Origin of the sequence: Streptomyces sp. S063, assembly GCF_002832675.1 — a bacterium.
Taxonomy (GTDB): domain Bacteria; phylum Actinomycetota; class Actinomycetes; order Streptomycetales; family Streptomycetaceae; genus Streptomyces; species Streptomyces sindenensis.
In genome coordinates, this window is the sequence record NZ_CP021707.1 from 4,388,839 (window position 1) to 4,408,585 (window position 19,747).

General features: G+C 71.3%; 17 protein-coding genes and 2 pseudogenes. 8 read left to right on the top strand and 11 right to left on the bottom strand.

Features of this window, described 5'->3' with window-relative positions; translation table 11 throughout:
* Nucleotides 1–4 precede the first annotated feature (4 nt).
* From CCZ36_RS20325 to CCZ36_RS20345, 5 genes are all read left to right on the top strand, one after another.
* Complete coding sequence (locus CCZ36_RS20325; RefSeq protein ID WP_128818293.1) at nt 5–2,047, top strand: ATP-binding protein; 2,043 nt, start codon at nt 5–7, stop codon at nt 2,045–2,047.
* Nucleotides 2,044–3,213, top strand: a complete 1,170-nt coding sequence (locus CCZ36_RS20330; RefSeq protein ID WP_128818294.1) for an acyl-CoA dehydrogenase family protein — start codon at nt 2,044–2,046, stop codon at nt 3,211–3,213. Before CCZ36_RS20325 ends, CCZ36_RS20330 begins: the two co-directional genes overlap by 4 nt.
* Nucleotides 3,214–3,365: 152 nt before the next feature.
* A complete protein-coding gene (locus CCZ36_RS20335) occupies nt 3,366–4,973 on the top strand; it encodes a 4-coumarate--CoA ligase family protein (protein ID WP_128818295.1) in 1,608 nt (535 codons plus the stop codon).
* Nucleotides 4,970–5,704, top strand: a complete 735-nt coding sequence (locus tag CCZ36_RS20340; RefSeq protein ID WP_128818296.1) for an enoyl-CoA hydratase family protein — start codon at nt 4,970–4,972, stop codon at nt 5,702–5,704. The genes CCZ36_RS20335 and CCZ36_RS20340 overlap by 4 nt, the downstream gene beginning before the upstream one ends.
* A complete protein-coding gene (locus CCZ36_RS20345) occupies nt 5,692–6,300 on the top strand; it encodes a TetR/AcrR family transcriptional regulator (RefSeq protein ID WP_032764234.1) in 609 nt (202 codons plus the stop codon). The genes CCZ36_RS20340 and CCZ36_RS20345 overlap by 13 nt, the downstream gene beginning before the upstream one ends.
* 21 nt (nt 6,301–6,321) lie before the next feature.
* Here the strand turns inward: CCZ36_RS20345 and CCZ36_RS20350 are convergent.
* The 5 genes and pseudogenes from CCZ36_RS20350 to CCZ36_RS20370 form a co-directional block, all read right to left on the bottom strand.
* A pseudogene (locus CCZ36_RS20350) lies at nt 6,322–6,751 on the bottom strand (nuclear transport factor 2 family protein).
* 60 nt (nt 6,752–6,811) lie between these two features.
* Nucleotides 6,812–7,828, bottom strand: coding sequence for a MarR family transcriptional regulator (locus CCZ36_RS20355; RefSeq protein ID WP_128818297.1), 1,017 nt, complete (start codon nt 7,826–7,828; stop codon nt 6,812–6,814).
* A 345-nt stretch (nt 7,829–8,173) separates the two neighbouring features.
* Nucleotides 8,174–8,756: pseudogene (locus CCZ36_RS20360) on the bottom strand (HD domain-containing protein).
* Between the two features lie 48 nt (nt 8,757–8,804).
* Nucleotides 8,805–9,119, bottom strand: a complete 315-nt coding sequence (locus CCZ36_RS20365) for a 4a-hydroxytetrahydrobiopterin dehydratase (protein ID WP_128818298.1) — start codon at nt 9,117–9,119, stop codon at nt 8,805–8,807.
* Between the two features lie 2 nt (nt 9,120–9,121).
* Complete coding sequence (locus CCZ36_RS20370) at nt 9,122–10,366, bottom strand: Twin-arginine translocation pathway signal (protein ID WP_128818299.1); 1,245 nt, start codon at nt 10,364–10,366, stop codon at nt 9,122–9,124.
* A gap of 172 nt (nt 10,367–10,538) precedes the next feature.
* Between CCZ36_RS20370 and CCZ36_RS34820 the strand changes: the two genes are divergently transcribed.
* Nucleotides 10,539–10,691 carry a hypothetical protein gene (locus tag CCZ36_RS34820; RefSeq protein WP_164873531.1) on the top strand — a complete coding sequence of 51 codons (153 nt, stop codon included), beginning with the start codon at nt 10,539–10,541 and terminating at the stop codon, nt 10,689–10,691.
* A gap of 626 nt (nt 10,692–11,317) precedes the next feature.
* A complete protein-coding gene (locus CCZ36_RS20380; RefSeq protein WP_206515756.1) occupies nt 11,318–12,478 on the top strand; it encodes a methyltransferase domain-containing protein in 1,161 nt (386 codons plus the stop codon).
* Nucleotides 12,479–12,748: 270 nt separating this feature from the next.
* On the opposite strand, the gene CCZ36_RS20390 is transcribed toward CCZ36_RS20380, so the two are convergent.
* From CCZ36_RS20390 to CCZ36_RS20420, 6 genes are all read right to left on the bottom strand, one after another.
* Nucleotides 12,749–13,972 carry a serine hydrolase domain-containing protein gene (locus tag CCZ36_RS20390; protein WP_128818301.1) on the bottom strand — a complete coding sequence of 408 codons (1,224 nt, stop codon included), beginning with the start codon at nt 13,970–13,972 and terminating at the stop codon, nt 12,749–12,751.
* Nucleotides 13,973–14,095: 123 nt separating this feature from the next.
* Nucleotides 14,096–15,292: an alanine--tRNA ligase-related protein gene (locus tag CCZ36_RS20395; protein WP_128818302.1), complete on the bottom strand. Its 1,197-nt coding sequence runs from the start codon at nt 15,290–15,292 to the stop codon at nt 14,096–14,098.
* Nucleotides 15,293–15,554: 262 nt separating this feature from the next.
* Nucleotides 15,555–16,334, bottom strand: a complete 780-nt coding sequence (locus tag CCZ36_RS20405) for an alpha-ketoglutarate-dependent dioxygenase AlkB (RefSeq protein WP_128818303.1) — start codon at nt 16,332–16,334, stop codon at nt 15,555–15,557.
* Complete coding sequence (locus CCZ36_RS20410) at nt 16,318–17,553, bottom strand: hypothetical protein (RefSeq protein ID WP_128818304.1); 1,236 nt, start codon at nt 17,551–17,553, stop codon at nt 16,318–16,320. The genes CCZ36_RS20405 and CCZ36_RS20410 overlap by 17 nt, the downstream gene beginning before the upstream one ends.
* Nucleotides 17,550–18,272, bottom strand: a complete 723-nt coding sequence (locus CCZ36_RS20415; RefSeq protein WP_237302712.1) for a uridine kinase — start codon at nt 18,270–18,272, stop codon at nt 17,550–17,552. The genes CCZ36_RS20410 and CCZ36_RS20415 overlap by 4 nt, the downstream gene beginning before the upstream one ends.
* 10 nt (nt 18,273–18,282) lie before the next feature.
* Nucleotides 18,283–18,939, bottom strand: a complete 657-nt coding sequence (locus CCZ36_RS20420) for a helix-turn-helix domain-containing protein (protein ID WP_128818305.1) — start codon at nt 18,937–18,939, stop codon at nt 18,283–18,285.
* Between the two features lie 135 nt (nt 18,940–19,074).
* On the opposite strand from CCZ36_RS20420, the gene CCZ36_RS20425 reads away from it, so the two are divergent.
* A complete protein-coding gene (locus CCZ36_RS20425; protein ID WP_128818306.1) occupies nt 19,075–19,746 on the top strand; it encodes a class I SAM-dependent methyltransferase in 672 nt (223 codons plus the stop codon).
* The last annotated feature ends 1 nt before the right edge of the window (nt 19,747 follow it).

Here is a 19,747-nt window from a genome sequence, read left to right on the forward strand (position 1 = left end):
CCGGATGACCATCACCACGTTGCTCGTCGCCAACCGGGGCGAGATCGCCTGCCGGATCTTCCGCACCTGCCGCGACCTCGGCATCACCACGGTCGCTGTGTACTCCGACGCGGACGCCGACGCCCTGCACGTACGCGAGGCGGACCTCGCCGTACGGCTGCCGGGCGCGGCCCCCGCCGACACCTATCTGCGCGGCGACCTCGTCGTGGCCGCCGCGCGGGCCGCCGGGGCGGACGCCGTGCACCCCGGCTACGGCTTCCTCTCCGAGAACGCCGCCTTCGCCGCCGCCGTGCAGGACGCGGGGCTGGTGTGGGTGGGCCCGCCGGTGAAGGCGATCGAGCTGATGGCCTCCAAGACCCGGGCGAAGGAGCTGATGGCGGGGGCGGGGGTGCCGCTGCTGGCCCCGGTGGACCCGGCGACGGCGGGCGAGGACGATCTACCGCTGCTGCTCAAGGCGGCCTCCGGCGGCGGTGGGCGCGGCATGCGCATCGTCCGCGAACTCGACGCACTACCGGGCGAGTTGCTGGCAGCGGCTGCCGAGGCCGCGTCCGCCTTCGGTGACGGGGAGGTCTTCGCCGAGCCGTACGTGGAGCGCGGCCGGCACGTCGAGGTCCAGGTGATGGCGGACGCGCACGGCACCGTGTGGGCGCTCGGCACCCGCGACTGCTCGCTCCAGCGCCGCCACCAGAAGGTCATCGAGGAGGCCCCCGCTCCCGGCCTGGACGAGGCGCTGCGCACGCGGCTCCACGAAGCGGCGGTGGCGGCGGCCCGTGCCGTGGACTACCGGGGTGCGGGCACCGTGGAGTTCCTGGTCTCCGCCGACGGCCGCCCGTACTTCCTGGAGATGAACACCCGCCTCCAGGTCGAACACCCGGTGACGGAAGCCGTGTTCGGGCTCGATCTCGTCGCCCTGCAACTGCGGGCGGCGGAAGGCGAACCGCTGCCGTCCCCCGAGCCCCCGCAGCCGTCCGGCCACGCGGTCGAGGCCCGGCTCTACGCCGAGGACCCGGCACGGGGCTGGCAGCCGCAGACCGGTGCGCTGCTCACCCTGGAGGTGCCGGAGGGCCCCGGCCTGCGCCTGGACACCGGGTACGCCGGCGGGGACACCATCGGCGTGCACTACGACCCGATGATCGCCAAGGTGATCGCCCACGCCCCGACCCGCACCGAGGCCGTCCGGCTGCTGGCCCGAGCGCTGGAGCGGGCCCGTGTCCACGGCCCGGTCACCAACCGCGACCTGCTCGTACGCTCGCTGCGCCACCCGGACTTCGCGGCGGCCCGCCTGGACACGGGGTTCTACGGCCGGCACCTGGCGGAGCTCACCGCCCCCGGAGCCGGCCGGGACCCCGCCACGGCCGCCCTCGCGGCCACTCTGGCGGAAGCCGTACGGGGCGCGGAAGCGGGCCGGGGCGCGGAAGCCGTACGAGGCACCGAAGCGGGCCGGGGCGTATCGACCCACGGCCCCGCCCCGGCCCGCTTCGGGGCCTGGCGCAACGTCCCCTCGCAGCCCCAGCGCAAGCGCTACCGCAGCGAACCCGACGGCACCGAGCACGAGGTGGCCTACCGCACCCCGCGCACCGGAATCCCGCAGCCGTACGAGACCCCCGGCACCCGGGTCCTGGCCGCGAAGCCCGACCACGTGACGCTCGAAGTGAACGGTGTGACACGGCACTTCGCCATCACCGCGCACGGCGGCCGGGTCCACGTGGACGCCGCCGACGCCTCGTACACCTTCACCGCCCTGCCCCGCTTCACCGACCCCGCCACGCACACCGCCCCCGGCTCCCTGCTCGCCCCGATGCCCGGGACCGTCGTCCGCCTGGCCGACGGTCTGACGACCGGGGTCACCGTCGAGGCCGGGCAGCCGCTGATCTGGCTGGAGGCGATGAAGATGGAGCACCGCATCCTCGCCCCCGCCTCCGGCACCCTCACCGCTCTGCACGCCGCCCCCGGCCACCAGGTCGAGGTCGGCGCGCTGCTCGCCGTGGTCCAGGAGGACCCGGCCGCCACCCCTGTACCCGTTCCCGTACCGGAGGAGACCGCATGAGCACCGCACGCACCGTCCTCGAAACCGAAGAGCACCAGGCCCTGCGCGCAGCCGTCGCCGCCCTCGGAAAGCGGTACGGGCGCGACTACATGACCACCGTCATCCGCGAGGGCAAGCACACCGACGAGCTGTGGGCGGAGGCCGCCAAGCTCGGCTACCTCGGGGTGAACCTCCCCGAGGAGTACGGCGGCGGAGGCGGCGGCATGGCCGAACTCTCGATCGTGCTGGAGGAGTTGGGCGCGGCCGGCTCTCCGCTCCTGATGATGATCGTGTCGCCGGCGATCTGCGGCACGGTCATCGCCCGCTTCGGCACGGAGGAGCAGAAGCGGACGTGGCTGCCGGGCCTCGCCGACGGCAGCCTCACCATGGCCTTCGGCATCACCGAGCCGGACGCCGGGTCGAACTCCCACCGCATCACCACCACCGCCCGCCGCGACGGCGGCGACTGGGTCCTCACCGGCCGCAAGGTCTTCGTCTCCGGTGTCGACATAGCCGACGCCACGCTGATCGTCGGGCGGACCGAGGACGCGCGCTCCGGGAAGCTGAAGCCCTGCCTGTTCATCGTCCCGCGCGATGCCCCCGGGTTCGGCCGGAACCGGATCGACATGGAACTCCACGCCCCGGAAAAGCAGTTCGAGCTAGTCCTGGACGATGTGCGGCTGCCGGCGGACGCCCTGGTCGGCGACGAGGACGCGGGTCTGCTTCAGCTCTTCGCCGGGCTGAACCCCGAGCGGATCATGACGGCCGCGTTCGGCATCGGGATGGGCCGTTTCGCACTCTCCAGGGCCGTCGAGTACGCCCGTACCCGCCAGGTCTGGAAGGAGCCCATCGGCTCGCACCAGGCCATCGCGCACCCGCTCGCCACCGCGCACATCGACCTGGAGCTGTCGCGCCTGATGATGCAGAAGGCGGCCCGGCTGTACGACGAGGGCGACGACATCGGGGCGGGCGAGGCGGCGAACATGGCGAAGTACGCGGCCGGGGAGGCGTGCGTGAAGGCCGTCGACCAGGCGGTGCACACGCTCGGCGGCAACGGACTGACCCGGGAGTACGGCCTCGCGTCCCTGATCACCGCGTCACGGGTGGCCCGGATAGCCCCGGTCAGCCGCGAGATGATCCTGAACTACGTCTCGCACCAGTCGCTGGGCCTGCCGAAGTCGTACTAGTCCCCGTTCCCCGCTGTCCGTTCTTCGTGATCCGATCCCGTCCGACCCCTCCCCCTACCTCCCCCACAGGGGTAATTCTGACCTCCACACCCGCACGGCGTCCCGTGCCGCCACCCGGGCGGCGCGGGCGACCGCGACGACAGGGGACCGCCATGGTGTTCCGCAGCGAGTACGCAGACGTAACGGCCCTCGACACACCCATCCACGACGCGGTTCTCGGCGAGGCCGCAGGGTTCGGTGACACCGTCGCCCTGATCGACGGGACGAACGGGATGTCCCTCACGTATGCCCAACTCGACGGCTTCCACCGGCGTATCGCCGCCGCGCTGGCCGAGGCGGGGCTCAGGAAGGGCGACGTCCTCGCCCTGCACAGCCCGAACACCATCGCCTACCCGGCGGTCTTCTACGGTGCCACCCGCGCCGGGGCCTCGGTCACCACGGTCCACCCGCTGGCCACGCCCGAGGAGTTCGCCAAGCAGCTCGCGGACAGCGGGGCGCAGTGGATCGTCACGGTCTCCCCGCTGCTGGCCACGGCCCGTCGCGCGGCCGAACTGGCGGGCGGTGTACGGGAGATCTACGTCTGCGACCAGGCGGAGGGGCACACCTCCATCCTGGACATGCTGTCCTCCACGGCTCCCGAGCCGGAGGTCGCGATCGACCCCGGCGAGGACGTGGCGGCCCTCCCGTACAGCTCCGGCACGACGGGCACGCCCAAGGGCGTGATGCTGACGCACCGGTCGATCGCGACCAACCTGGAGCAGCTGAGACCGTTCATCCCGATGAGCGAGGGCGACCGCATCCTGGCGGTCCTGCCGTTCTTCCACATCTACGGCCTCACGGCGCTGATGAACGTACCGCTGCGCTGCGGCGCGACGGTCGTCGTACTGCCCCGCTTCGACCTGGCGCAGTTCCTGGAGGCGATCCAGACCCACCGCATCTCCGGCCTGTACGTGGCCCCGCCGATCGTGCTGGCCCTGGCGAAGCACCCGCTGGTCGGGGAGTACGACCTGTCCTCGCTCCAGTACATCGTCAGCGCCGCCGCCCCGCTGGACGCCGAGCTGGCGGCGGCGTGCTCGGCCCGGCTGGGGGTGCCGCCGGTGCGGCAGGCGTACGGGATGACGGAGCTGTCGCCCGGTACGCACGTGGTGCCCCTCTCCGTGGAGCAGCCGCCGCCGGGCACGGTCGGCAAGCTGCTGCCGAACACCGAGATGCGGATCGTGTCGCTGGAGGACCCGGCGAAGGACGCGGAACCGGGGGCGGACGGCGAGATCCTGATCCGTGGCCCGCAGGTGATGAAGGGCTACCTGGGTCGCGCGGACGCCACGGCCGCGATGATCGACGAGGACGGCTGGGTGCACACGGGTGACGTCGGCCGGACCGACGAGGACGGCTGGCTGTACGTCGTCGACCGGGTGAAGGAGCTGATCAAGTACAAGGGTTACCAGGTCGCCCCCGCCGAGCTGGAGGCGCTGCTCCTGACGCACGAGGCGGTGGCGGACGCGGCGGTGATCGGGGTGTACGACGCGGAGGGCAACGAGGTCCCGAAGGCGTTCCTGGTCCGGGGGCCGGGAACGGCGGCGGAGGGTCTGACGGCGGACGACGTCATGACGTACGTAGCCGAACGCGTGTCTGCCTACAAGAAGGTGCGGCAGGCCGAGTTCATCGAGGCGGTGCCCCGGGCGGCCTCCGGCAAGATCCTCCGGCGCGAGCTGCGCGACCGCGAGAAGACGAGTCGTTCGGGAACATCGGAGGACCAGTGACCCTGATCGCCACATCCCGGGACCGGGGCATCACGACGCTGACGCTGGACTCCCCGGCCAACCGCAACGCGCTGTCGACAGCGCTGGTGGGCCAGCTGCGGGAGGCTCTGGCCGGCTGCGCGGCCGACGACACCGTACGGGCGGTGGTGCTGACCCACACGGGGTCGACGTTCTGCGCCGGGGCGGACCTGACGGCTCCGCCGGAGCCGGAGGCGTTCGTGGGCCTGATGCGGGAGATCGTGGCGCTGCCGAAGCCGGTGGTGGCCCGGGTGACCGGCCACGTCCGGGCGGGCGGCCTGGGCCTGCTGGCGGCGTGCGACATCGCGGTGGCGGGCGAGGGGTCGTCCTTCGCCCTCACCGAGTCCCGCCTGGGCCTGGCCCCGGCGGTCATCTCCCTCACGCTGCTGCCGCGCCTGGACCGTACGGCGGCGAACCGCTACTACCTGACCGGGGAGAGGTTCGACGCGGCGGAGGCGGCGAGGATCGGCCTGGTCACGGTGGCCGCCGAGGATGTGGAGAAGGGCCTTGTCCCGGTCCTGGACGGACTGCGCCGGGCCTCACCTCAGGGGCTGGCCGCATCGAAGGAGCTGGTCACGGCTACGGTGCTGAGGAGCTTCGACCAGTACGCCGAAGACCTCATCGCCCGATCAGCGAAGCTGTTCGCCTCCGACGAGGCGAGGGAGGGGATGACGGCCTTCCTCGAACGACGGGACCCGGCATGGGTGCGGTGACACCTTCCTTCTCTGCTTCGCGGGCTGCTCACGCGCCCAAGCAGGACCGCAGCCGGGCGACGCGGCAACGGCTGCTGGAGGCGGCGGTGGCCTGTCTGGCCGAACACGGCTGGGCGGGCTCCACCGTCTCGGTGGTCGCGGAACGGGCCGGCGTCTCGCGGGGCGCGGCCCAGCACCACTTCCCGACCCGGGAGGACCTGTTCACGGGCGCGGTGGAGTACGTGGCCGAGGAACGCTCGGCCGCCCTCCGCGCGCTCCCCGTCCAGGGCCGGGCGGAGGTGGTCGCGGCCCTGGTCGACCTCTACACAGGCCCGCTCTTCCGGGCGGCGCTCCAGCTCTGGGTGGCCGCCTCCAACGAGGCCCAGCTCCGCCCGCGCGTCACGGAACTGGAGGCGCGGGTGGGCCGCGAGACCCACCGCATCGCGGTCGAACTCCTGGGCGCGGACGAGTCCCGCCCGGGTACCCGCGAAACGGTCCAGGGCCTCCTGGACATGGCCCGCGGTCTCGGCCTCGCCAACCTCCTCACCGACGACACGGCCCGCCGGGAGCGGGTGGTGGCCCAGTGGGCGGCGCTGGTGGAGGAAGGGCTGGGCTGAGGCCGGGCGGGGCCCTCCCGGTCACTCGGCGGCCGGGACGGGCGTGGCCTGGTGGTAGTACATCCGCCAGCCCGTCTCCCCGTCCCGCCTGCGCCACAGCGAACTGCGACGGGCCCGACGCCCGCCGAAGTCGGTCTCGTACGTGAGGTGCACGATGCCGGGGGCGAGGACGACCCCGCTCATCCGGGAGGGCTCGAACCGGGCCCCGCCCCCGCTGCTTTTGCCGTCCTCGCCCTCGCCCTCACCCCCGCCGTCCAGGTCGGGGAGGGCGGCGAGCATCTCCTCGTACGTCCACCGCCGCCCCGAGGCCCCGACCTCGACGAACTCGGGCGAGGAGGCGCGCGGCGAGCGGGCGTGACGTGCGGACGAGGGGGTCCAGCAACTGGAGCTCGGCGTCGATGGCGGCGTTGACGTCGGCGGCTTCCTGGGGTTCCTGGCTGATCCGGCTCATCGGTTCATGATCGCGGAAGGGGCCGGGGAGCGCACGCCCGTATGTTCCGGGCCGCTTGCTCTAGGGCGCTTTGAGGAGGTCTCGGAGGTTGGCCATGTGAGCTTTGACGGCGGCGATGTCGGTGGGGTCGGGTGGACCGGCCTGGTGGCCCTCGGCGTGGGCGGCGCGGCAGGGGCGGCAGAGGCCGTCCGGGAGGGCTTCGGGCTGGCCGGGGCGGCCGCAGTCGGTGCACTCCATGAGGATGCGGGGAGCTGGACTGCCGGTGTTCGGCCTGGCGGGTTCGGCGGGCAGCCGGGGCGGGATCTTGTCGGTGAGGCGGCGGCGGACGAAGCGGGGCGGGCAGTCGACCTGGGCGGGGAGTCCTGCGGTGAGGGCGGCAATCAGGTAGTCGGCGTTCACGCCTCGGGCGAGCCACTCCGCGGCCTGGGGTTCGAGGGCGGCGCAGTCGTCGGCGGACAGCGCCAGCCGGATGTCCCGGCGGCCGAGTTCGGCCAGGGCGAGGTAGGCCGGGGAGGGGGCGGTGGTAGGAGCCGGTGTCGGTGCCGCCGGAGCTGTTTCGGGTGCCGGGGCGGGGTCGGGCACGGTGCGCTGCTGCGGTACGGCGGCGGGGGCCGGGGGCTCCGCAGACGCTGAGGGTGCTTGCGGTGCGGCGGTGGGGGATGCGGTCCGGCTGGCGTTCTCGGTGGCGAGGTAGGCGGCCCACCACTCGTTGTCGCGGGCAGTGCGGGACCAGAACGTGCGGAAGACCCAACGGGTTTCGTCGCCCGCGCCGACAGAACACCGTACGCGTCGAAGGTGCCCGGCGACGGACAAGGCCTTCAGAGCGGTGGAGATGGCCTGTTGCCCGTACAGCGGGAGCTGCTTGGCCAACTGCTTCACGCTCATGGCTGCCCCGTCGGGTAGGCAGTCGACGAATCCGGCGACGTAGCGCTCACGAATCGGAAGGAATGCGAAGTCGTCGCGTGTTCGGTGCTGTTGGCCGGGCGCGGAACGTTTCCCGTACCCGGGCTTGGCCATCGGGTACGCAGGTGAGACTGCGGGGGCGGGAAGGGCGGAGCTAAGGTGCTGGGTAGCCAATGGATCGTCTTTCTAGGGTATCGATCTTGCGGTGAGACCCCGACTGGTGCTCCAACACCGTGTCGGGGTCGTTCAGTTCTCGCACCGTAGGCGGCCGTCACGCTGCGCCGCAAGCTGTCACGATTAGTCATACTGGCTGGCCGTGACGGGGTGGGGAGGTGGGGGAGGTTTTCCCAACCCCCTTCTTCTACCGCCCGGTTAAAGAAGGCGCTCGAACCCCGGGTCTCGCATCCCGACGCCCGGGTCTCGACACCCGAGCTTCGGGCCGGAGCCCCGTTCACGCACCCCCGAACGAGTGATGTCGGAGGCTCGGGTCTCGGGTCTCGGGCCCCGAGCTTCGGGGGATTACGCCTTGCCCTCGCCCATGGCCGCCCGCAGCCAGTCGAGGCTTCCTTGCGCCAAAAGTTCGTCGGCGAGGCGGTTGGCGGTCTTGGTGACGAGTCGGCCTCGGCTGTTGTCGATCCACCGCTGAGCGTTCTCGTAGCCCTGGGCCTTGTACTCGATGCCCTGGAGCAAGCACTCCCAGCTTGTCCGCGTCCCGGACACATACCGCCTCCGGCGATTCCTTCGCCTCGTACTCCGCGACCAGTTCGCGGATCGCCGAGGCCAGCACCTCGGGCATTCCCGCAGTTTGGTCGGCGGTGACCTCTTGGGGGTCGCCGACGGGGGCGTACTTCTTCCCGAGGTGGTTCACGTCCCCGGTCCGTGTCTCCTGTGCGTCGTGCCAGACGGCGAGGTAGGCGGCCCGGGCGGGGTCGGCGCCCTACAGCTTCGCGATGATCGTGGCGATCAACGCCGTACGCCAGGAATGCTCGGCCACACTCTCCGGATCGCGCACCCCGGCCATCCACCAGCCGGTGCGCCGCGTCTGCTTCAGCGTGCCCGCCTCGTACAGAAAGCGGCCCACCGCGGCCAGGTCTTCGCTCACGACCCTCTCCTCTCACGCTTCGCTGAGGCGGATCGCGTACCGGTGCCTTCAGGCGTTGTGAGCCTGTGCCTGGTGCGCCGCCGCGATCCTGTCGATCCGTGCAGCCAGATCGAAGTCGGCCGCTGTGAGCCGGTGCCCGGCGTCGTGCGTCGTGATCCGGAACCGTACGTGATCCCAGCGCAGGTCGATGTCCGCGTGGTGGCCGACGAGCCGCTCGACGTCCGCAACGTTGACGATCAGCGCGACGCCGCCGTGGTACCGGACGCCGAACTCGCGGGTGATCGTGTTCCCTTCCCGGTCCCACCCCGGCAATCCAGCCAGGCACGCGGCAATCTCCTCGTCCGGCAGCGGATCCTTGCCCATCGTCAGCTCCCCTCGGTCACCGGTGCCAGGATCTCTGCGAGGTCCCGGCCGACCGGGGCATCGTGCCACGGGCGCATCGCACGCTCCAGCCTCGCCAGTTCCCGGCACATACGGGCCGAACGGGTTTCAACAGCGATGGTGGCCACTGTGCGGGCGATCTCCACCGCACGGTCCGGCTCCCGCGCCGTGGCGGCGGCGGTCGCCTGCCGGGCCATGTACACCCCGCGGTCTCGGCGGGCTGTCTCCGGTACCACCGCCAAGACCTGCGTCCACAGGGAGCCTGCTTCTGCGCTCAGGCCGAGCCGCCCGTAGCAGGTGGCTCGCTGCACCTCCAGGTACCCCGGAGTCCGGCGGCATGCGTTGCCCCATGGCAGGTCGTCGTCGACGTTCGGGAGGAGGCGGTCGGCCTGATCCAGGAGGTGATCGACTGCGCGCCGTTCGCCGGTGAGGCTGGCACCGTGGGCCTGCTGCTGCATGGCCATGATCCGCACTTTCGGTACGAGCCGGTCGGTATCGTCGAGAACGGCCTCGCACAGCTCGACGACCGCGTGCCCGTCGCCCAGATCGGTACGCACCTGGGCCTGGTTCACCAGTGAGTACCCAATCAGGTGCGGGTCACGGGACCGCGCTGCGACTTCTTGCGTAACCCCTCGCCAGAACGCGGCTCCGTCGATGTCACCGGCATCCTGGTACAGCCAGCCGACGAGAGCCGAGTAGGCCGCGCCGGCGCGGAGAAGTCCACGCCGCGTCTCACCCTTGGCGGAGCGCACCAGCTTGTCGATGAGCTGGTACTGCGCGGACACCGTCCCGATCAGATCATGGGGGCCCAGGAGCATGTCGGCCCGGTAGTGACCCTCCAACTGCTGCTGGAAGTAGTCGACGAGAGCAGGGTCCACGTGCTGCGGAGCCGTGGGCCCCATGGCGAGCGCGGCCGCGGTGACGGAGGTGAAGGTTCGGCGGTTCACCTGCTCCTCCTCATGGTGCTCCGGTCGGATCCAGCCCGGCGGGGTCGTGAAACCCAGGTCCTCGGGCCAGCGGCCGAGGGCGTCATGGAGAACGATGGCGGTTTCCTCGGCCGGCCAGCCTGGGCGTTCTCCTTCCCAGCGGCGCCACGTCCGTGCGGAGACGGTGAACTGGCGGTCGTCCAGTAACTGTTGCCCGTGCCTGGTGAGCGCCGCAGCAGCGGCCTCGATGGTCCGCCACCCACGGCGCAGGCGGGCGGCTCGTAGTGCGTCGTTGCGGCCCATGCGTTCAGTGTGAGCTGTCATCGTCCGTACTTCTGGCCGTGGCCGCCGGATGGCCGCACGTGGCCATCGCACGACCTATTTCTCACTCGACGTGCTCGCTCATCATCAGGGTGTGACAGCGGGTCCTGCGGCGGAATGGCCGAGAGCCCGATGATTGGTCAGGGAGACCGCCGTGGCGATGACGCTGAAGGTGTACGAGGTGAACCGCACAGGCACTGTCCGTGTCCTGCGGGAAGAAGCCGAGGTGATTCCGTTCGAAGGGCCGGAAGTCTCGCACGAGTTCCCCGCCTGCGAATGCCCCACTTGCACCGAAGGCACGTCGTGAAGACCACTGCCCCGGGCGACACCGCCTACAAGCCCTGGCTCGGCCACACCCAGTTCTGCGCCGCCTGTCGTGCAGGGGCCTGCTGTCCGACGGCGGTGCGTTTGGGTCGTGCATGGCGGGAGGCTCGGCGCGGATGAGGTGTTACGTGAGCGGGGACGCGCATGACGTCCCGGGCGAGGACGAGCCGGGGGCTTACTGCGCCGAGCGCGGGGTGACGTTGCTGTGGCGGGGTGATCCGATCACCGCCGCCGATGAGGCCGGAGGACGGGTCGTTGCCCTGGACGCCCTGTCGGCGGGACCGGGTGGTCCGTGCAGCATCGTATGCCGAAGTGCCCTGGTGACGGACCTGGCCGAAGTGCACGCCCTGTGCCGGCTGCCGGGGTGCGCCTGCCCGTGCCACGCGGTGGCCACCGCTCCCCGGAACACCTGATGACCCCTCAACTTGGGGCGTGGCCGCCCCGTAGGCCAGTCAGTGGTATCGAACAGAGGAGATGGACGATGACCGCTACCCACGTTCCGGTTGAGGCCGGGAAGCATGGCGGGTCGCCGTCGGACAGGCCGTGGACGCCGCCGCAGGAGCCGAAGCCGTCGCCGGACGGCAACCGTCCCCAGTTCGTGCCGCAGTCGTGAGCGGCGCACCGCAGGCACCTACGCACCCGGACCTCGTCCGAGATCTCGCTGATCGCGGGTTGCTCGCCGGTCGTTGGCGGGAGGTGTTCGATGCTGTGCCGCGTAGCCGGTTTGTTCCGGGCGAGGTGTGGCGGCAGCTCCCGGACCGGTGTGAGCCGGTGGTGGGGGTGGATGCCTGGCTGGCGTTGGTGAACAGTGATGAGCCGGTGGTGACGCAGCTCGACGACGGGGCCGGGGGTGGGCCTGGTGTGGCGACGTCGTCGAACTCGATGCCGTCGATGGTGGCCCGGATGCTCGGGCTGCTCGACGTCCTAGACGGGCAGCGGGTGTTGGAGATCGGGACCGGCACCGGGTACGTGTCGGCGTTGCTGTGCGAGCGGCTCGGGGATGATCTGGTCCACAGCGTGGAGCTGGATCCGGTCGTGGCGCGGCGGGCGGCCGAGGCCCTGGCCCGGTCCGGGTACCGGCCGCACCTGCGGGTCGGGGACGGCGAGCGGCCGTGGCCCGGCCTGGGGCTGGTGGACCGGCTGATCGCCACGTGCGCGTTGCGGTACGTCCCGTACGCGCTGCTGCGGCAGGTCCGGCCCGGCGGGGTCGTCGTGGCCCCGCTGGCCCGGGAGTTCTGGTGCGGTGCCCTGGTCCGGCTCCATGTTCAGGGCGACGGCACCGCGTCCGGCCCGTTCTGTGGCGGGGCGATGTACATGCCGATGCGCGGCCACCGTGTGCCCGACCTCCACGACGTACACGGGAAGGGGCGGGCGCGTGCGGCCGGTCTGGACCCCGCCCAGGTCCTCGACCTCGGGTTCGCCCTGTACGCGGGCGCGCGGCTTCCCGGTGTCCGGCTGATCCACCAGAACACCGACGCAGGTGCCCAGGTGTGGGTGACTCGCGAGAACGGGAGTGCCGCGACGGCCGCCACGGGGGAGGAGGTGTGGCAGTACGGGCCCGGGTTCCTCTGGGAGGAAATCGAGCAGACCTGGTGGGAGTACGAAACGGAGGGCCGGCCCGACGCCGACCAGTTCGGGCTGACCGTCACCGACCGGGGCCAGCACGTATGGCTGCGCGACCCGAGCGAGGTCATCCGGCCGAGCCGGGCGGACTGTCCACCGCGTTCGGGCTCGTTCTCGTCGCACCGGGGCCGTGGCTCGGCGCGGTGACGGGCGACGTCCGGCCCTGGCAGTCCTCGCGGGACTCCCGCGAGCACTGCGGGGCGTCGCCGAGCCACGTGTCCCGCGCAGCGACAAGGGCTCGGTGGAAGCGCCTCGCCGGGCGGTGTACGTCGTGCGGATCCGGCCCCGGGCGGGCGGGGGCGAGCTGGCCTTCCCGGGGCTCGGGCGGCCTCGCCCGGCGAGCGCCCACCGAGCAACCTGATCCCGGCGGGCGCCGGGGCGTCGGGCCGGCCGCACCGCCGCCGACGGGCCCTGACCTCAGGGAGTGTTGCGCCCCTGGGAGGCGCTGCCGTCGTAGACGTGGTCCGGGGTGGCGATCTGCGTCACCGCGCGGGCGAGCAGGGTGGACGGCTCCTGGGTCCCGCTGAGGGAGTCCGTGTTGATCATGATGACCATGGTGGCCTTCTGCGCGGGCAGGTAGACGGTCACGGTCTCGTACCCCGGCAGCGAACCGTTGTGCCCGATCCACCCGCCGGTCTCGAAGATGCCGAGGCCGTAGCTGAGCCCCGGGAACCCGGTCGGCAGGGTCTTGAGCCGCTGCGCCTGGGTCTCCGGGCTGAGCAGCTCACCTGTGGCGACGACCTTGGCCCAGCGCCGCAGGTCGTGCAGATCGGAGATCATCGCCCCGGCGGCCCACGCCCAGCTGGGGTTCCAGTCCGTGGCGTCCTCGGTCTCACCGCTCAGCGTCTGGTCGGTGTAGCCGTGGGCGTGCGGTTCGGGGAACTCGGCCCCGGTCGGGAAGAGCGTGTTGTGGAGGTGGGCGGGGCGGAGCACCCGCTCGTGGATGACGCGGTCGAGGCGCTGACCGGTGACCTTCTCGATCACCAGCCCGAGCAGGACGAGGTTGGAGTTGGAGTACTGGAACTCCGCGCCCGGCTTGAAGGTGTTCTTGTGCTGCATGCCGTACGCGAGCACGCCGCGCGGGGTGAACGAGCGGTACGGATCGCTCAGCAGGTCGTGCACGAAGCCGGCGTCGGCGGTGTACGGGAAGAGACCGCTGCGCATCCCGGCGAGCTGGCGGAGCGTGATCCGGTCGCCGTTGCGCACGCCGGAGACGTAACGGGAGATCGGGTCGTCCAGCTTGACGCGCTTCTCGTCGACGAGCTGGAGCAGCGCGGTGACCGTGAAGGTCTTGGTCTCACTGCCGATCCGGATGCGGGTGTCGGCGGACATCGGCTCACCGGTGGCGGTGTTGCCGACGCCGCTCGCGTGGACGTAGCTTCCCCTGCCCGGCATCCACAGCCCGACGACGGCGCCGGGGATGCCGGCCCGCTCGCGGACGTCGTCGATGGTCCGGTCCAGCTCGGCGGTCAGCGCGGGATCGAGGCCGCCCGGCGGACAGTCGTCCTTGCTGTGCTGTCCGTGCTGGTCGAAGCCCGCGGCGTGCACCGCCGGGGCGGGAGCCATGGCCATCGAGGCCAGGACGGACGCCGCGAGCAGCGTCGTGGCGAGGAGGCGTCGGGCGGGGGTGCGGCGTCGCATGGCGGAAGGCCTTCCAGGCGGGGGTGCGGATGGCAAAGACACCATCCGCCCACCGGACCACGCGCCGTGTCCCTGCCGCGTCCCGCCAAGTCCACTCGTTCGGAGCCGCACGGGAACGGCCCCTCACTCCTGGCGCAGGCCCGTGATCAGCTCACGCGGCAGCCCATGCGTGTCGTGCAGGTAGTGGAAGTCCTCCTCGGTCAGCGGGCCCTGGAAGCGGGGGCGGGCGAGTACGGTGCGGCCCCGGTCCAGGAGGCGGCCGAACCGGTGCTCCTCGTCGAGCAGTGTCCGGAGGACGTCGGCCGGGCGGGCGTCCTGGCGGAAGTGGTCCAGAGTGTGCCGGACCAGGTCGTCCGGCAGGTCCCCGAGGCTGCGTGAGGCGTCCTGGCGCCACAGCACCGTGAGCAGCCGTCGTACCAGGCGGCGCAGTACGTAACCCCGGCCCGTGGTGGACGGGCGCACGCCGTCGCCGAGTACCACGACGGCCGAGCGCAGATGGTCGCTGACCAGGCGCAGTTCGGGCTCTTCCAGCGGCCACAGGGGCGGGACGAGACGGCGCCATGGGTCGAAGACGTCGCAGGCGAAGACGGACGGCTTGCCCTGGAGCAGGGAGGCCAGGCGCTCCAGGCCGAGGCCGGTGTCGACGTTGCGTTGGGGGAGCGGGACGAGCGAACCGTCTTCGCGTCGGCGGTGGGTCATCGTCACGTGGTTCCACACCTCCACCCAGCGGTCGTCGAGGGTGGGCGTCGACCGCGGCGGGCCGTCGCCGCTCCAGAAGAAGATCTCCGAATCGGGGCCGCACGGGCCGACGGGGCCGTCACCCCCGTCGTCGTCCACGCTCTTCGGCCACCAGTTGTCCTCCACCGTGAGCTCAACGGGGACGCCGAGGCCCTGCCACAGATCGAGGGAGTCGGTGTCCTGACCTGTCCCCGTCCGGTCGTCGCCGGCGTAGACCGTGGCGTGCAACAGGCCGGGGTCGACGCCCAGTCCCTCGGTGAGCAGCCCGTACCCCCAGTCGAGGCTGCGCGGGCCCCCGTAGTCGCCGAGCGACCAGGTGCCCAGCATCTCGAAGACGGTCAGGTGCGTGGTGTCCCCGACCTCGTCCAGGTCCGTGGTGCGCAGACAGCGCTGCACGTTGACCAGGCGCTTCCCCAGGGGGTGAGGCCGGCCTTCCAGGTACGGGGTGAGCGGGTGCATGCCGGAGGTCGTGAAGAGCACGGGGTCGCCGGGGGGTGGCAGCAGGGTCGAGCCGGTGATCCGGCGGTGGCCGCGTTCTTCGTAGTACTCGACGAACGTCCTGATGAGCTGGTCCGTACGCATGGGGGTGGCTCCTTCGCGTCGTAGCGGGGAGGCACCGGAGAACGGAACCGTTCAGTCACCCGGCCGGGGCCAGAGGCTCCGCGGCACTACCGACGGACCGTTTCCGGTCGCCGGGGGGAGAGAACGTCAGGCGGCGGCGGCCGGCGAGCTGGTCGCTCGCGCGGTCGCGGTGGTGATTCGGCCGGTGACGTTCATACGGCAACCCTAGCGCGGCTCCGGTCGGGGGAGCATGCGCTTTTGCCGTCGGTGTCGAACGGCCAGGTCAGACCGGCGGCATCAGGTCGCTCTCGCTGATGGTGTACGTCAGCGGGGGATAGGCGAAATCCGTCTCCTGGTTCTCCCGGCGCCGCAGCCGGTAGAACTCGCTCCGCTGCTCGTCGTCCGCCAGGGTGAGCCGCGCGCCCTGCGGGAGCCAGGCGTGCCCGTCGTCACGGAACCGGACCGGGGTCTTCGACGTGCGGAACGTCAACCCCAGCCATTCGTTTTCCTCCGCCTGTCCGTGTCCGGGCGCGTCCAGGACGATCTTGTGCTTGAGTCGTCGATTCGAGGCGACGGAGAAAGTGACCACGCTGTTGTGCGTGAGGGGGATCTCGAACGTCTCCCCCTCCGTGTCCTTCGATGCGAAGACCAGCTTTCGCGGAGGGCCGGATTCGGGGTTCCGGTAGCAGGAGAAGACGGCGATGTACGACTCGTCGGCCAGGTCCAGGGCCTGGTCGGAATGGGCGCCCATGGTCCTGTACGCGTTCGTGTAGCTCTCGAACAGCGCGTTGTTGAAGCCCGTCGGGAGTCCCGCGCGGTCTTGGATCCGCTGCGCCAGGCGCTCGTGCACCGGGCGGAAGCGCTGCGCCGGGGTGCTGTACCGCGTGGTCGTACGGACGAGAGGCACGCCGCCCGTCGCGTCGACCCTGGTGAGCACAGCGCCTCGGCGGCCCTTTCCCGCGTCCTCCAGGAAGGCCGATGCCGACAGTTCCGCGAAGAGGTCCTCCTCGGCCGGCAGAGCGGATGAGAGGACCCTTTCCGCGACCCTAGATTCTGGGGGCAACGTAATCACCGGAGTTCATGCTGAAGAGGAACTTGTCGCCGTAGTCGATGAAGGACGAGGTCCTGTTCTCCTCGGCGTACAGCCTGCGCAGGTCCTCCATGCCCTCCTGCGTGGGCGGTTCCAGCTTCACCAGGTCTCCGGCCACCTTGAGGAACGTGTGCCCGTCCTTGTGCACGGCCTCGGTGCTCGAACAGCGGACCACGTACCCCAGGCGGGTCGGGAGCAGTTCGGCGTTCAGCCCCGAGGGCCGGATCTCGTGGGTGTACAGGCGGTTGGTGGACAGCGGCATGAAAAAGACCGAGCCGGGGTGGAGAGTGATGCTGAACTGCTGGGGAAGGGCATCCGCCGTGCCCCGCTTTTCGGCCGTTTCCTTGAGGCGGAAGTGGAGTCGCGTGAGTCCGCTGACGCCCTTCACGCCGTAGTCGAAGGCGTCGCCGGGCATCGGCCGCAGATGGGCGAGCCCGTCGTAGAAGGTGCAGAAGGCCATGATGCCGTTGGCCGGCATGTCCTTGGTCTTGTCGGCGTGGGCCGAGATCCTGGCCTTGGCCTGCTTGCGCTCGGCCGTGGCACGGGTGTTGCGGTAGATCTGGGCGAGAACGTGGTTCAGCGGAGCGTGGTCCCGGAAGACGGTGCCGGCCTCGCGGTTCAGCTCCTCGACCACGCACGTGTCGGTCGGCCGGAACGTCTCGGTCGGGCCCGAGAGGTTCGTGGAGCACCGGAGCAGCCGGAAGTGCCGTTCGTCGCCGTTCTGTGTGACGGGCGTCAGATAGATCCCGCTGCGATGGGACGTTCCCGGCTTGGTGGACTCCGTCAGGGACTGGAACACATGCTCCGAGCTGATCCGTCCGAAGTGGTCGGCGTCGAGGTCGAAGAAGCGGCGGTAGTACACACCGACCCCGTGCACGCGCAGGGGGACGCGGCCGAGGCCGACGGCCGTCCACGGTCGGCCGGCTCCCTCCTCGTCACCGTGCGACAGCTCCCGGATCACAAAGACCCTTGCGGCGGAACGCAGTTGATCGTCGGACATGGCCGACAGGTCGCCGCACAGGTAGACGGTCTTCCCCGTGAGGTCGGGCGGATCGGAGGCGAGCTCCTCCGGAGTGATCGTGGACCCGAAGAAATTGCTGATCGCGTCGTCGCCCCGTACGTCCGAGGGGGCCACCAAGACGTTGTCCGCCTCGTCGATACGGGCCTCCGAAGGCCCTGTCGCGTACGTCAAGACGCTCGCCGCCCTTTCGCGGACATCAAGCGCGGCCGCGCGAAGTCCGTGTTGTCCACCACCGCGTCCATCCTCGGCAGGGGGTCCACCTCGTCGAGGTAGAGACGCTCCGCCACCAGGTATCGGTTTCGGTGGATCGCCTCCGCGTCCGAGCCCGCCCAGTTCTGGTCGCGTTCCGCACCACGGCGTACGGAGAGTTCGGCGTCCACGTCCATCCAGATCCGGAAGTCCCAGTAGGCGTCGATCTCGGGCCGGAACGCGAAGACGCCGTCCACGATCAGGACCGAGTCCGGGGTGAGCGGGGTCGTCTCGGCCGCGTGGTTCTCCTGCGTCAGCGGGTCGATCGAGCACAGGGCGCACGACTCCGCCTCCGGCGAGCGGAACGGGTCCAGCAGGAGACGCTTGGCCGCGTCGTAGTCGTACGCGTTGCGGTAGTAGCCCTCGCCCGACTCCCGGTCGTACAGGTGCCGGTCCTTCCACGGGTTCTTGAAGTCGTCCAGCGTGGCCCGGAGCGCCGGGCGGCCCGACTCGGCTATGCGCGCGGCGAGTTCGTGGCCGAAGCTCGTCTTGCCCGCCGCCGTGAAGCCGTCTATGCCGACCGTGATCCGGCCCGGCCCCCGGTCCCGTACGCGGTCCGCGATCGCCGCCGTCAGCGCGCTGCGCTCGGCCGACGCCGGTGCGGGGCACGGCTGTTGCCAGGTCGAGGGGGAATGGCTCACGGATGCTGCCTCAGGTCGTCCCATCCGCCGATCCTCGCAAAGGTCCCTGGCGCGCCCGCAGGTGGGCCCGTTCCCCCTGGTGACCGAAGAGGACGAGCAGTTCCACGGTGCGGTCGTCGTCGGGGCCGAGCCAGTGCGGGACATGCGTGTCGAACTCGGCCGCCTCGCCGGGCTTCAGGACCAGGGTCCGCTCGCCCAGGATCAGGCGTAGCCGGCCGGCCAGGACGTACAGCCACTCGAAGCCCTCGTGGGTCCGCAGGGCCGGTTCCGCGCCGGCCGGGCTCGGGCGGATCAGCAGTTTGTGGGCCTGGACCCCTCCCGGGCGGCTCAGCGGTACGTAGGTGAGGCCGTCCCTCGTCACCGGGCGGAGGTGGATGCGCGGATCGCCCGTGCGGGGCGCGCCCACCAGTTCGTCCAGCGGGACCGCGTGGACCTCGGCCAGCGGCAGCAGCAGTTCCAGCGTCGGCTTGCGGGTGCCGCCCTCCAGGCGGGACAGCGTGCTCTCGTTGATCCCGGTCCGCTCCGCCAGCTCGGCCAGCGTCATGCCGTGCCTGCGTCGCAGTTCGCGCAGGCGGGGGCCCACGCCTGCCAGCACGCCTGCCCGGCCTCTGGTGCCCGACGTCGGTGACGGCTGTTCCGGTGGTGGCTGTTCTGAGGCGTCTCCCATGCGCCCCAGGTTGCCGAAACGGCATGGAAGCTTGCAAGGGCGGCAGGCCGCGGCGCACCTTCCTCCCCAGGGGACAGGGAAGCGCACCTTCCTCCCCCTCCCCCCCGGAAGCAGGGACAACGAAAGGGATCCGCCATGAGCAGCGACACCACCCGTGCCACCGACTCCGCCGCGTTCTGGGAGCACCACTACGCCGGCGTCGACCCGCAGTGGGGCACCCGGCCCAACGCCGTCCTCGCCGAGGTCGTCACCGCCCTGGCCCCCGAGCCGGGCGGCGGCGGTGACGGTGGCCGGGCACTCGACCTCGGCTGCGGGCACGGCGGCGACGCCCTCTGGCTCGCCTCGCTCGGCTGGGACGTCACCGCCGTCGACGTCTCGGCCACCGCCCTGGAACGGGTCGCCGCCGGGGCCGCCGCGGCCGGGCTGACCGGCCGCGTCCACCCGAGCCGGCACGACCTGGCCCGGTCCTTCCCCGACGGGACCTTCGGCCTGGTGACCGCCGGCTACTTCCACACCCCTGTGGAGATCCCCCGGGAGCAGATCCTCCGCCGCGCCGCCGAAGCCGTCGCCCCCGGCGGCCTCCTCGTCCTGGTCGAGCACGCCTCGCTCGCCCCCTGGTCCTGGCGGGACGGCCACGAGGACGTACGGTTCCCCAGCCCCGACGACGTACTCGCGTCCCTGCGGCTCGGCGATGGATGGCGTACCGAGCGATGCCACGCGCCCGAGCGGACCGCCACCGGGCCGGGCGGTGAGACGGCGACCGTGACCGACAACGTCATCGCCGTGCGCCGGGGCCGACCCGTCTGAG

Excerpts from the sequence above, each read along its gene's own strand:
- CCZ36_RS20390 (WP_128818301.1), bottom strand. The coding sequence starts at position 13,972 with ATGCGACGCCGCACCCCCGCCCGACGCCTCCTCGCCACGACGCTGCTC.
- CCZ36_RS20420 (WP_128818305.1), bottom strand. The coding sequence starts at position 18,939 with ATGGGAGACGCCTCAGAACAGCCACCACCGGAACAGCCGTCACCGACG.
- CCZ36_RS20370 (WP_128818299.1), bottom strand. The coding sequence starts at position 10,366 with ATGGGCCGCAACGACGCACTACGAGCCGCCCGCCTGCGCCGTGGGTGG.
- CCZ36_RS20325 (WP_128818293.1), top strand. The coding sequence starts at position 5 with ATGACCATCACCACGTTGCTCGTCGCCAACCGGGGCGAGATCGCCTGC.
- CCZ36_RS20365 (WP_128818298.1), bottom strand. The coding sequence starts at position 9,119 with ATGGGCAAGGATCCGCTGCCGGACGAGGAGATTGCCGCGTGCCTGGCT.
- CCZ36_RS20395 (WP_128818302.1), bottom strand. The coding sequence starts at position 15,292 with ATGCGTACGGACCAGCTCATCAGGACGTTCGTCGAGTACTACGAAGAA.
- CCZ36_RS20330 (WP_128818294.1), top strand. The coding sequence starts at position 2,044 with ATGAGCACCGCACGCACCGTCCTCGAAACCGAAGAGCACCAGGCCCTG.
- CCZ36_RS20345 (WP_032764234.1), top strand. The coding sequence starts at position 5,692 with ATGGGTGCGGTGACACCTTCCTTCTCTGCTTCGCGGGCTGCTCACGCG.
- CCZ36_RS20425 (WP_128818306.1), top strand. The coding sequence starts at position 19,075 with ATGAGCAGCGACACCACCCGTGCCACCGACTCCGCCGCGTTCTGGGAG.
- CCZ36_RS20335 (WP_128818295.1), top strand. The coding sequence starts at position 3,366 with ATGGTGTTCCGCAGCGAGTACGCAGACGTAACGGCCCTCGACACACCC.